Origin of the sequence: Streptococcus oralis (genome assembly GCF_003942585.1) — a bacterium.
Classification (GTDB): Bacteria; Bacillota; Bacilli; order Lactobacillales; family Streptococcaceae; genus Streptococcus; species Streptococcus oralis_BE.
Genome location: NZ_RJNK01000003.1, coordinates 94,245 through 107,933, shown reverse-complemented (window position 1 = coordinate 107,933; position 13,689 = coordinate 94,245). Strand labels below are relative to the sequence as shown.

The following is a 13,689-nucleotide window of genomic DNA, read 5'->3' as shown; positions in this document are numbered from 1 at the left end:
TAGTCGTAGGGCGAATAAAATCGCTTTCAAACAAGAACAAAATTTTATAAGGAGATTTTTGCAAATGAACAATCAGGATATTGCAAAAAAGGTCATCGAAGCCCTTGGCGGACGTGAAAATGTCAACAGTGTTGCCCACTGTGCGACCCGTCTACGTGTCATGGTCAAAGATGAAGGGAAAATCAATAAGGAAGTGATTGAGAACTTGGATAAAGTTCAAGGAGCTTTCTTTAACTCAGGTCAATACCAAATTATCTTTGGTACTGGTACAGTAAACAAGATGTACGACGAAGTCGTTGCGCTTGGTTTGCCAACATCTTCTAAAGAAGACATGAAAGCAGAAGCTGCTAAACAAGGAAATTGGTTCCAACGTGCTATCCGTACTTTCGGTGACGTTTTCGTGCCAATTATCCCAGTTATCGTAGCAACTGGTCTCTTCATGGGTGTTCGTGGTCTCTTGAATGCTCTTGGAATGACACTTCCAGAAGATGTTACCATTTACAGCCAAATCCTCACAGATACAGCCTTCATCATCTTGCCAGGTTTGGTTGTATGGTCAACCTTCCGCGTATTCGGTGGAAATCCAGCCGTTGGTATCGTCCTCGGTATGATGCTTGTTTCTGGCTCACTTCCAAACGCTTGGGCAGTAGCATCAGGTGGTGAAGTAACAGCTATGAACTTCTTTGGCTTCATTCCTGTTGTTGGTTTGCAAGGTTCCGTTCTTCCAGCCTTCATCATCGGGGTGGTCGGAGCCAAGTTTGAAAAAGCCCTCCGCAAAGTGGTTCCAGATGTCTTGGATCTCTTGGTGACACCGTTCGTGACACTTTTGGTCATGTCTATCCTTGGACTCTTTGTCATCGGGCCAGTCTTCCACGTGGTTGAAAACTATATCCTTTTCGGAACAAAAGCGATTCTTGGCTTGCCATTTGGTCTTGGTGGTTTGGTTATCGGTGGGGTTCACCAATTGATCGTCGTATCAGGTGTACACCACATCTTCAACTTGCTTGAAGTGCAATTGCTTGCTGCTGACCATGTGAACCCATTTAACGCCATCATAACTGCAGCGATGACAGCTCAAGGGGCTGCAACGGTTGCCGTTGGTGTCAAAACTAAAAATCCTAAACTGAAAACACTTGCTTTCCCAGCTGCTCTTTCTGCCTTCCTCGGTATTACAGAGCCTGCTATCTTCGGGGTGAACTTGCGCTTCCGTAAACCATTCTTCCTTTCATTGATCGCTGGTGCTATCGGTGGTGGATTGGCTTCTATCCTTGGACTTGCTGGTACTGGTAATGGTATCACCATCATCCCTGGTACAATGCTTTACGTTGGTAACGGTCAATTGCTTCAATACCTTCTTATGGTAGCTGTATCATTCGTTCTTGGTTTCGCCCTTACTTACATGTTTGGTTACGAAGACGAAGAAGAAGTTGCTACTGAAGTAGCGACAGAACGTTTGGTCCAAGAAGAAACAACTGGTAACATTCCAGTAGCTCCTCAAAGTGAAACTATCCAAACTCCTATCGTTGGTGATGTCGTTGCTCTTGAGAATGTTAATGACCCAGTCTTTTCAAGTGGCGCAATGGGGCAAGGAATCGCAGTGAAACCAAGCCAAGGCGTGGTTTACGCACCAGCTGATGCAGAAGTATCAATCGCCTTTGCTACAGGACATGCTTATGGTTTGAAGACAGCTAATGGAGCTGAAATCTTGATCCATGTTGGTATCGATACGGTGACTATGAATGGTGAAGGTTTTGAACAAAAAGTTGCTCAAGGCGACAAGGTCAAAGCTGGTGACATTCTTGGAACCTTTGACTCAAGCAAAATCGTTGCTGCAGGTCTTGACGACACAACAATGGTTATCGTAACCAACACAGCAGACTACGCTTCTGTGACACCAGTCGCAAGTGGATCTGTTGTCAAGGGTGACGCTATCATCGAAGTGAAAGCTTAATAGATTCATAAAAACGAACAAATGTCATGTTTGTTCGTTTTTACTTGGATGGTAAGATTTACAGAGGAAAATCTAAAATATTGAGAAATCTAGCTCTTTAAAATGTGCTATAATAGAGAAAACAAAGATAAGAGGTTTATCATGACAAAATTATACGGAAGCTTAGAAGCGGGCGGTACAAAGTTTGTCTGTGCTGTCGGAGATGAAAATTTTAACATTGTAGAGAAGACACAATTTCCTACAACAACTCCTATCGAGACCATCGATAAAACCATCGAATTCTTTTCTAAATTCGATAATCTTGCAGGTCTTGCCATCGGTTCCTTTGGTCCTATCGATATCGATAAAAACTCAAAAACCTATGGTTTTATCACAACGACTCCAAAACCTCACTGGGCAAATGTAGACCTACTTGGTGCCCTTCGTCGTGCCCTAAATGTACCCATGTATTTCACTACAGACGTAAACAGCTCTGCCTATGGTGAAGTGGTTGCCCGCAACAATGCTGGCGGCCGTATTGAGAACTTGGTCTACTACACGATCGGTACAGGTATCGGTGCAGGTGTTATCCAACGTGGTGAGTTTATCGGTGGTGTCGGTCACCCTGAGATGGGGCACTACTATGTGGCTAAACACCCAATGGATGTAGAAAAAGAATTTAACGGTGTTTGTCCTTTCCACAAGGGTTGTTTGGAAGGCTTTGCGGCTGGTCCAAGTCTCGAAGCCCGTACAGGTATTCGTGGTGAAAACATCGAACTGAACAGTTCTGTCTGGGATGTTCAAGCCTACTACATCGCTCAAGCTGCGGTCAATGCTACTGTGACTTTCCGTCCAGACGTGATCGTCTTTGGTGGTGGAGTCATGGCCCAACAACACATGCTGGACCGTGTGCGTGAGAAATTCACAGCTCTTCTCAACGGCTACCTACCAGTACCAGACGTGCGTGACTACATCGTCACTCCAGCAGTTGCTGGAAATGGTTCTGCTACACTTGGGAACTTTGTCCTTGCTAAGAGTGTCGCAAAATAAAACAAAAAAACATCCGCTTGGGCAACCAAACGGATGTTTTGCTTAAAGACAATGTTTTTTGAGCCTTTCCTTAAGTGATGACGGACGGTAGCGACTTTCTTCTAAATTCCATACCGAAACTTTGAGCCTAATATTTCAAAGTTTCCGAACACCTGAAACCATTAGATTTCAGGTGTTTTTATCACGGCGGAAAGGCTAGGTAAGTCCTCGATTCACTATCGAAAAATAGGCATGATTTCCATACCAAAGTATATTTAGTATCAGGCTATTTTCTACTCTCAAAACATCTGCCAGAAGAAATCAATAATATAGGTCAAACCATAAGTATAAACCACTAGGGTAAAGGGCTTGGTCAAAACGATGATAATCATATAGCGTTTGAAGGTCATCTTGGTGAGGGCAGCCAGCATACAGAGAAAGTCAGCTGGGCTAACTGGCCAGATCATCATAAAGATAAAGAACCGCTCGAAACGATTGCCCTTATCTAGCCAGCCAATGTACTTGTCATAGGTGCGCTTGCTGACGACCGACTGGACAAAGGTAGCTCCATAGAGACGGACGAGGTAAAAGATAATGGCACAGCCAATCACGATGCCGATATAGTTATAGATAGTTCCGATGATATGGCCGTAAATAAAGACCCCAGCCACTGAGGTCAAAGCTCCCGGAATAATCGGAACAACAGTTTGTAGGATTTGTAAAAAGATAAAGAGTGGTGGCCCCCAAACCCCAGCTTGCTGGATAAAGGCTGATAGGGTTTCTTTGGACTCTAACACTCCAGCCTGATAGGCCCAAATACAGAAAATCAAGGTGCCGACTCCCCCGACGATAGACGAAATATTGATGACTTGCTGCAGAAGGGGAGAAACAGCTTTCATTTGCTTATGCTGTGACATAGAAACTCCTTATAGATAGTATGGTTCTACTATACCATATTTTTCTTATAAAGACTAATTTGATTCCTTATCTTGCTTTTTATATAAGTGTGGTACAATTAAAGGAGTAAGTCAAGAGATATAACGGTGAAAGAAATGTTAGATTTAAAATTTAAAGGAAGATGGAGAAAGTACCAAAAGGAAGTCTTAGATCGTTTTCAGAACTATCAAACAGATGACCATGTTCACCTAGTGGCGGCACCAGGGTCCGGCAAGACCACCATTGGTATCGAGCTGATCGCTCGTTTTGGCAACCCAGCCCTTGTCTTGGTTCCGACTGTCACCATTCGAGAACAATGGGTAGATAGGATCCAAACAGCCTTTTTAGAGAACGAACAGAAGATTTCAGATCTCGTTTCCCAAAACTTAAAGGAGATGAAGGCATTAACGATTGTGACCTATCAGGCTTTTCATAGCGCCATGAACCAATTGCAATCACAAGAAGATGGAGAAGCAGAGGATTTTGTGGGGTTTGATTTGCTTGCAAGTCTAAGAGCTCAGAAAGTTGCTACTCTTTGCTTGGATGAATGCCACCACCTGCGCAATGAATGGTGGAAAAGTCTGGAAGCCTTTCGCAAGCAGTATGAACAGCTGCAAGTCATCTCCCTGACAGCGACACCACCTTATGACAGCGAGCCTGAACTCTGGGAACGCTATATCCGTATGTGTGGGGAAATTGACCAAGAAATTACGGTACCTGAACTAGTCAAGGAAGACACCCTCTGTCCTCATCAGGATTTTGTTTATATCTGTTCACCAACAGCTGAAGAGGCGGAACGTCTCAAACAGTTTGAGGAGACTAAGTGGGACTATATTCATCACCTTATAGTCGATCCTGATTTTCAAACATTTGTAGCAGGGTCTAAGGTCCTCAAAGGGGATATTTCATCTGATTTGCTCTTAGAAGATCCCAAGTACTTGTCTGCTATGTTGATTTATATGCATTCTCAGGGGTTAACGATTCCTCCCTCTTTACAAAATTTACTGGGAACCCAGAAGCTTCCAGCATTGACCTCCTACTGGTTGGAGACGCTGTTGCAGAGTGTTCTCTATCAAACTCCAGATTGGTATGAGGATCCAGATGGATTTAGGGAAAAGTTAGAATCCGATTTGAAAGCACGGGGGTTGATCGAACAGCGACAGGTTTCTCTAGTCAAGTCCAAGTCTAGGGACAAGATTTTAAATCAGTCTTTGGGGAAATTGTCTGGTATTGCAGATATTTTTCTGACTGAGTATAAGAGTATGGGACAAGATTTGCGACAACTCGTCTTGGCGGATTATATTCGCAAGGATTTTGCCACCTATCTGGGAGATAATCAGGCAACCATTTCTCAGTTGGGGGTTCTCCCTTATTTTGAAAGCATTCGTCGGAAAGCTCAGGAGCATGAGATACCTGTATCTTTGGCTGTCTTGTCAGGGAGTGTCGTTATTCTTCCCACCAATGTGGCAGCAGAGTTGAAGGAACTCTTGCCTCAGGTTCATCTTAGTTTTTCGTCTATTGGTCAGTTAGACCAAGAGGATTATGTGCAGGTGGGATTCCCTAGTACGGCTAAGGGTATTGTAGCGGCGGTGACGGAACTTTTCCAACGCGGTCGGATCCAAGTCCTAGTAGGAACAAAATCTCTCCTCGGAGAGGGTTGGGATGCCCCTTGTGTCAACTCCCTAATCCTTGGAAGCTTTGTGGGGAGCTTTATGCTGAGTAACCAGATGCGCGGGCGTGCCATTCGTATCTGGCAAGGGCATCCAGAAAAGACCAGCAATATCTGGCATTTGGTAGCCATTCAACCGGAGCCGCTCATTACTCTCTCCGGAGAAGAACCGACGCTAGATAGCAATCAGGATCTGCTAACCTTGTCTCGCCGTATGGAGCACTTTCTTGGCTTGGCCTATAATCAGGAGAGTATTGAGACTGGTTTGGATCGCTTGGAGTTTCCAAAGCCCCCCTATAAGAAAAAGCAAATCAGCGAGTATAATGAGCGAGTTAAGAGTCTCTCCAAGGATCGAGCAGGCTTGCGCAAAAAATGGCAAGATGCTCTCGTAGTGGCAGATCAGTTCGAAATTGTCACGGAAGTGGCAACTCAAAAACAGAAAATTCCAATCATGCTCCAGTTTGATGCATTAAAATGGATACGCATGTCTTTGCTGCTGTTAGCAGTGGATTTATTGGTTTTGTTGTTTAGAATGAGACTGACTGGAGTTTGGTGGCTTACAGCAGCTTGTCTCCTCTTTTTGGCCTTTGCATCTTGGCGCTACCTCTGCTATAAGAGTCCCTATAAACGTTTGCAATCTCTGGGTGAGCAGATCCGAAAGGCTCTGCTAGATTCGGGGCATCTAACAGATGACCAATCTCGTGTTCAGGTAGAGGAGGATAAGGAAAATTATTTGGTTTTCGCCTATCTCAAGGGAGGTAGTATGAGAGATAAGGAATTGTTTGCGCAGACTGTGGGAGAATTCTTTGCTCCAGTGGACAACCAGCGCTATCTCTTGAAGACAGAGAAAGTCCGACAAGGTCAGTCACCTTACTATGTCGTGCCTAGTCTTTTTGAGAAGCGCAAGGAAGAAGCACAGAAATTCCTCGACTTTCTGAGGCCAACTATCGGACGCTATCACCTCGTCTACACACGAACAGAGGCCGGACGGAAAACCCTTCTCGAAGCTCGTATCAAAGCTCTCTCTAACAAAAACGACCGTATCTTGACTAAGAAGAAGGTTAAAAGCCGATTAGAGTAGGGGCGTATGGAAAAATCTATCTGAAACATGATATAATAATAGAGAAAATAAATTTTTAATAGTTGAAACGGTTGAATAGAATGAAGCGTTTAGAATAAACTATTCTTACAAAGCTTAAGAAAGGTTTTTTGATGGCAAAGAAAAAAGATTTTTCTGAATTAACGAGGGTACAAATTCCGGCAGCTCTACACCTTATGAGACTGGGCTATACCTATCTTCCCCGTAATGGGAAGGAGATTGCAGAACGAGATCCAGATACCAATATCCTCGTATCTGTTTTTAAGGAGCAATTTTTAAAATTTAACAACTACCTGACAGAGGAAGACTTTGAGAGAGAACTGGCCAATATCAAGTTGGAACTAGATCAAAATGACTTGGGACGTTCGTTCTTTAGACGCCTGCAAGGCCAGGAAGATACAGTTTATATTGACTGGGAAAACCCTGAAGCCAATACTTTTCATCTAGCGCTTGAAGTTACTTGTAAAAATGGCCAGGATGAATTCCGTCCAGACATTGTCGTATTTATCAATGGTCTGCCTCTTTCTTATATCGAAGTGAAACAGCCAAATGCGATTCGAGATGGGAAAACAGGAATTCAGTCGGAGCAAGACAGAACTAGACAACGCTTTGAAAATCGCAAGTTCCGTCGCTTTAATAATATCACCCAGTTGATAGCTCTGTCTGACAACTTGCCCTATATCAGTGGACAAGGTCAACAAAAACAGGGCTCTTACTACGGTTCAAATGCCTATTCAAAAACCAAGTTTAATGCTTTCAAGGAAGAAAGAGAAGAAGATTTTCTTCATTCCTTAGCAACCTTAACAGAGGACCAAATCGACTTCGTTTTAGATGACATGAACCACTTTGCCCTCAAGTCCCAGCCAGAATTCGAAACAAACCTAAATCCAGACACACCTTGTAATGCCTTTCTTTCTTCCTTGTATCAGAAAGAACGCCTGCTCTTTATGCTTCGTTTTGGACTAGTCTATGTAGAGGAAGAGAGCAAGGATGGTCAGATGCAACTGCAAAAGCACGTTATGCGCTATCCTCAGTATTTTGCGACACGTGCCATCGAAGAGACGATTGCAAAAGGTGTTAAGAAGGGCGTTATCTGGCATACACAAGGCTCAGGGAAGACAGCCTTGGCTTTCTTCAATATCCGCTATCTGACCAATTATTTCTCAAAACAGGGAATTGTCCCTCAGTTTTACTTTGTCGTGGATCGTTTGGATCTCGCAGATCAAGCCTTTAAAGAATTTACCAAACGAGGGCTCAAGGTTAAGCGTATCAACAGCCCTCAAGAGCTCAATCAAAAACAAGATGGCTATGATGTCGCTGTGGTCAATATCCAGAAGTTCAAGGATAATTCAGACTTGACTGACCGCTCTGGTTATGACCTCAATCGTCAAAATATCTACTTTATCGATGAAGCCCATCGCTCTTATAATGAACGCGGTTCCTACCTACCAAATCTCTATCAGGCAGACACCAATGCAATCAAGATTGCTTTGACTGGGACCCCATTGATTACCTATAAGAAAGATGGCAAGACCAAGGAAAATCATGCGACCACACGTGATATTTTTGGGGACTATATCCACAAATACTACTACAACCAGTCTATCGATGATGGCTTTACCCTACGTTTGATGCGAGAAGATATCGAGACTTCTTATAAAGACAATCTCAGATCCATCAATGAAGAGATCCAACGTGGAGGCTTGTCCAAGGAGGATATCTTTGCTCACCCTCGTTATGTAGAACCTATGTTAGACTTTATCATCGAGGACTTTAATCGTGCACGTGATGTAATTTTTGATGATCAGACGATTGGTGGCATGATCGTCTGTGACTCGTCAAAGCAGGCGCGTGAGCTTGAAAAGCAATTAGAAAAACGTCGTAAAGCTGGAACAATCAACTTGACATCCGCATTGATTCTCCATGATGAGGGAGATAAGGAAGAGAAGAAAGACAAGGTAGATGCTTACAAAGAAGGTAAAATTGACCTTATCATCGTCTACTCCATGCTCTTGACAGGTTTTGATGCCCCGCGTCTCAAACGTCTCTACCTAGGGCGTAAAATCAAGGCTCATAACCTTTTACAGACTCTAACCCGTGTCAATCGTCCTTACAAGGACTATCTCTTTGGCTATGTCATCGACTTTGCGGATATTTCCAAAGAGTTTGACAGGACCAATCGTGCCTATCTGGAAGAACTCAATCAAGAGTATGATACGGCCTTGACTGGGGAAAATGGAGAGGATGTTTTTGGCTCGCTCTTTGTCCCTTCAGACGAGATTTCTCATGAATTAAGCAAGACGGAGCTAATCTTGCTTGACTATCCAACAGATAATCTGGAATACTTTTCCCAAGCTATCAATGATACCAAGGATAGAAGGCAGTTAATCGATTTACGAAAAGCTTTGGAGTCAATCAAGCAGTATTACAATATTGCTCGTCTCCTTGGTTACCATCAATTGATTGAACAGATTGACATTGCTCAGGTCGCAACCTTGCTCAATATCCTCTCTAGACGGATGCTGACACTGTCCTTGATTGATAAACCAGCTGACTTTTCTAGTCAAACGCTCTTAAATTTAGCGATGTCTGAGACCAGTTTTAGTTTTGTCAAGATTGCAGAGGAAGAACTTCGTCTAGCAGCTAATGACCTGGAAGATTGGAGACGTCGGGTAGCTACTAGGATTAAAAAACAGCGTGATGAAAAGGATCCTGAGTGGGTTTCTCTCTACGAAGAATTCCAACGCATCATGCAAAAACATTTTATCTATGGTCAAGAAGGCTATACAATGGAAAATATCAAGGAAACACAAAAAGACTATGAAGAACTCTTTAAGTCAGTGGAGGATTATTATACTCGTATGAGACGTTTGACCATGAACTTTAACGGAGATGAAATGGCTGCCCGTTCCTATAAGCATGTGACCAACTCGACTATGGTCAGTGAATTTCCAGCTATTTACCATGTTATCAAAGGTTCTAAGGTTAAATTAGACCATAGAATCGGTCAAAATCAAGGGGTTCTAGATAATGAGGAATATCTAAAGCGAATGATTCGCGAGCAAGCCCGAAAAGAAATGAAGAAAAACCAATCAGCTAGCAATATGGCCAAACAAGATTTTGATAGATTGGTTGAATCGCTATTTGAAGAATATGAACAGGAATACCAACACTAATGAATGAAACATACAAGGTCCAAGTCCAAGACTTGGTAGATGATTTAAAAGCCGTCTTTACCCATGCAGGACTAGGAGGAGAAGCGGGTGAGTACAAACTCCTCACCCAGTCTTTCCTCTACAAATTTTTAAATGATAAGTTTTTATATCAAGCACAGGTACTAGATGCAGGGAACACCTATGAAAACTTGTTGACCATGAGTGAGGAAGACTATGACTGGCTCTTGGAGGATATCGGTACCAGCACAGCTTGGCTCAAGTCAGACCAGTTGATCGAAACCCTTCACCGTCAGCAAAATGAGTCGACTTTTTACGAAACTTTTGAAAATACCCTCAACCAAATCGCCATCAACAATAACGATATTTTTTCGGTTCATACGGACGGCGACACAGCTATCCGTCTCTTTGATGAGCGTTTGATTACCGATACCATCTCAGATAGCAGTAAGCGTAACGAAGTGGCAAAATCTATCATCAATCTCCTTGCACGCGTCAAGTTTGATGAGACCATTTTTTCACAAGGCTTCGACTTTTTCTCAACCCTCTTTGAGTACATGATCAAGGACTACAATAAAGATGGCGGTGGGAAGTATGCCGAGTACTACACGCCTCACTCTGTAGCTAAGATTATCGCGGATATTCTGGTGGGGAATGACCAGCCGTCAAATGTGCGCATCTATGACCCATCTGCTGGTTCGGGCACCTTGCTTATGAACTTGGCTAGTCGTATCGGTGTGGATAAGACCACTGTTTACAGTCAGGATATTTCGCAAAAGTCATCCAATCTCCTTCGTCTCAATCTAATCTTGAATGGACTTCAACACTCCATCCATAATATCGTGCAGGGAAATACTATTATCGCCAACCGTCATCCTGAGAAGATGGACTATATCGTGTCGAACCCTCCTTTCAAGCTGGACTTTTCAGAGTGGCGTGACCAAGTGGAGACCTTGCCAGAAGCCAGTGAGCGTTTCTTTGCAGGAGTGCCAAAGGTTCCAGCTAAGTCTAAGGACAAGATGGCGATTTACGAGCTCTTTGTCCAGCATATCATCTACTCACTGAAGCCAGACGGCCAAGCAGCTGTTGTCTTGCCAACAGGATTTATCACAGCCCAGTCAGGGATTGATAAGACCATCCGTCAACACTTGGTGGATAATCAAATGCTAGCAGGTGTCGTTTCTATGCCGTCTAATATCTTTGCGACGACAGGTACCAACGTCTCCATCCTCTTTATCAATAAGAAAAACAAGGGCGATGTCGTCCTCATCGATGCCTCAAACCTCGGAACCAAGGTCAAGGAAGGTAAGAACCAAAAGACTGTGCTATCTCCTGAGGAAGAGCAGAAGATCGTCGAGACCTTTATCAAGAAGGAAGCCGTCGAGGACTTTTCTGTCACCGTCTCTTATGAGGATATCAAGGAGAAAAATTACTCACTCAGCGCAGGTCAATACTTTGACATCAAAATCGACTATGTAGATATCACAGCAGAAGAGTTTGAAGCTAAGATGACCGATTTTCAAAACAAACTCTCAGACCTCTTTCAGCAATCGCATGCCTTGGAGCAGGAGATTGAAGAGCAAATGAAGGGGTTGAAGTATGAGTAAGTGGAAAGAAGAGACATTAGGAGAATTGTCTATTCGAGTTTCTAGTGGATTGACTCCTCTAAAGTCTAATAAAAAATTTTGGGAAAATCCAAGTATTCCTTGGCTAAAAACAGACCAACTAGGTGAAAAGTACATTTTTGATACGAATACAAAAATTTCAAAAGAAGCATTAGAACAAACTAGCTTAAGAATTTATCCTGAAAACACCATATCTATTGCTATGTATGGCGAAGGAAAGACTAGAGGGAATATCTCAATAATAAAAGCACCGATTACAACAAATCAGGCTTGTTGTAATATAGAAATAGATCCAAAATTGGCAGATGTTGAATATGTTTATTACTATTTAAAAACACAATATGATTCTTTAAGAAAATTATCATCAGGTGTGAGAAAGAATTTAAATTCTAATGACATAAAAAATTACAAGATTTACATACCTGAAAGTGTGAGCGTTCAGAAATCAATAATTAGAATTTTAACGTCACTTGATAATAAGATAAATCTTAACAACCAAATCAACCAAGAGTTGGAATCCATGGCTAAGACCCTCTATGACTACTGGTTTGTGCAGTTTGATTTTCCAAATCAGAATGACAAACCCTACAAATCATCAGGCGGAAAGATGGTCTATCACCCAGAACTCAAACGCGAAATCCCAGAAGGGTGGGGAGTGGAGAAGTTGGGAGATATTACAATATGCCATGACTCAAAAAGAGTTCCGTTATCAAGTAATGATAGAGAGCTTGTAAAAGGTGAAATACCGTATTATGGTGCTACTGGTATAATGGATTATGTCAATGATTATATCTTTGACGGAGATTATGTTTTAATGGCTGAAGATGGTTCTGTAATGACAGAGAAAGGAACCCCTATTTTACAACGTATTTCAGGAAAAAATTGGGTAAACAATCACGCTCATGTGCTAGAACCAATTAAGAATCATAGTTGTAAACTCCTTATGATGCTATTGAAGGATGTTTCGGTTATGAAAATTAAAACAGGTTCAATTCAAATGAAAGTTAATCAAGAAAATATGAACAAAATTGTAGTCCCTGCAATTCCGTTGAAATTATTATTTGAGATTAATCAAAAATTAGAAGTGATTGATAAACAGCAACTTAATTTAATCGAAGAAAATAAACAACTCACCCAACTGCGCGATTGGCTCTTGCCAATGCTGATGAATGGACAGGTGAAGGTAGAGTACATGAATGAAAATAATTGGGAGAGTATAAATGCAGGATTTAAATATTAATAAACCAGATTTTAAATATAAGGATTATATTGTAGATTTATTATCTTTAGACATGAATATAAAGGATGTTCGTATGATATATGATTTGAAATTTTTAACCCCATTTATAGGATTATTGATTTCATCATTTCTTTATAAGCATGAGTATACAGTAGTCAGTGAAATACGTGATAATGGAAAAAATTCATTAGGATATGCTAAAAATAATAATTTCTTTTATTTTGCTGAGCATAATACTAATTTTGACGATAGAAATATTAATTATAGTGGAAATTATACTCCAATATTTAAGTCTTGTTTAATTGATTATTATCGAGGTTCAGATAATATTGTCGAAAACATATCTAGAAAAATATCTCAAGTTCTTTCATGTGGTCATGACAATGTTGAGTCAGTTTTCTTTTACATTATTTCTGAGATGATTAGAAATATTCCAGAGCATTCTCACAGTTTTGATGCTTGGCATTGTTCTCAACGTTGGGATCATGGTGAGTACATTGAAGCAGAATTCGCGCTTATTGATTATGGTATAGGGTTTAAAGAAAGTTTGAATTTTAAGGGTGAAAGAGATATCAAAGATGATATTGAAGCGTTAAAATTAGCTTTGAGACCGGGCGTAACTAGTGGTATTACAGAAACATCTCATCTAAGAGAAAATGAAGAAAAGGACTATTTGAACTCAGGATATGGATTATACATAGTCACAGAATTGTGTAAAAAGTTACAAGGAGAATTTGCAATAATTTCTAAGGGAGCAATAGCTACTAAAAAGAAAGTAAACTACTTGCCAAACTCACTTATCTTCCCAGGTACTGCAATAAAAATTAAGTTGAAGGTGCCTAAAAATATACAAAAAGAAGAATTTAAAAGTATATTGAATGAGATAATAACATTCGGAGAAAGACAATCTAGATCAATTAAAGGTGCAATTTCAGTGGCATCAACTGTTTCAAGAGGAAAGGTTGAATAAATTTAAATTAAAAACAAA

General features: G+C 41.4%; 8 protein-coding genes. 7 read left to right on the top strand and 1 reads right to left on the bottom strand.

Annotated elements, in window-relative coordinates; genetic code table 11:
- The first annotated feature begins 64 nt into the window (after positions 1 to 64).
- Positions 65 to 1,951, top strand: a complete 1,887-nt coding sequence (locus tag D8862_RS06050) for a sucrose-specific PTS transporter subunit IIBC (RefSeq protein ID WP_001064518.1) — start codon at positions 65 to 67, stop codon at positions 1,949 to 1,951.
- A 141-nt stretch (positions 1,952 to 2,092) separates the two neighbouring features.
- On the top strand, positions 2,093 to 2,980 hold the full coding sequence (gene scrK, locus D8862_RS06045; RefSeq protein ID WP_000164279.1) for a fructokinase ScrK: 888 nt from the start codon (positions 2,093 to 2,095) through the stop codon (positions 2,978 to 2,980).
- A 278-nt stretch (positions 2,981 to 3,258) separates the two neighbouring features.
- On the opposite strand, the gene D8862_RS06040 is transcribed toward scrK, so the two are convergent.
- Entirely contained in the window at positions 3,259 to 3,876 is a 618-nt protein-coding gene (locus D8862_RS06040) for a TVP38/TMEM64 family protein (protein ID WP_000077672.1), read from the bottom strand.
- A 135-nt stretch (positions 3,877 to 4,011) separates the two neighbouring features.
- Here D8862_RS06040 and D8862_RS06035 point away from each other — a divergent pair, with 135 nt between their 5' ends.
- The 5 genes from D8862_RS06035 (at position 4,012) to D8862_RS06015 (ending at position 13,671) form a co-directional block, all read left to right on the top strand.
- Positions 4,012 to 6,645, top strand: coding sequence for a DEAD/DEAH box helicase family protein (locus D8862_RS06035; protein ID WP_125449321.1), 2,634 nt, complete (start codon positions 4,012 to 4,014; stop codon positions 6,643 to 6,645).
- Between the two features lie 131 nt (positions 6,646 to 6,776).
- Positions 6,777 to 9,839, top strand: a complete 3,063-nt coding sequence (locus D8862_RS06030; RefSeq protein ID WP_125449319.1) for a type I restriction endonuclease — start codon at positions 6,777 to 6,779, stop codon at positions 9,837 to 9,839.
- A complete protein-coding gene (locus D8862_RS06025) occupies positions 9,839 to 11,443 on the top strand; it encodes an HsdM family class I SAM-dependent methyltransferase (protein WP_125449317.1) in 1,605 nt (534 codons plus the stop codon). The genes D8862_RS06030 and D8862_RS06025 overlap by 1 nt, the downstream gene beginning before the upstream one ends.
- Positions 11,436 to 12,701: a restriction endonuclease subunit S gene (locus D8862_RS06020; protein ID WP_125449315.1), complete on the top strand. Its 1,266-nt coding sequence runs from the start codon at positions 11,436 to 11,438 to the stop codon at positions 12,699 to 12,701. The genes D8862_RS06025 and D8862_RS06020 overlap by 8 nt, the downstream gene beginning before the upstream one ends.
- Positions 12,682 to 13,671 (top strand): hypothetical protein, encoded by a 990-nt coding sequence (locus tag D8862_RS06015; RefSeq protein WP_125449313.1) that lies wholly within the window; start codon positions 12,682 to 12,684, stop codon positions 13,669 to 13,671. Before D8862_RS06020 ends, D8862_RS06015 begins: the two co-directional genes overlap by 20 nt.
- Positions 13,672 to 13,689: the final 18 nt, after the last annotated feature.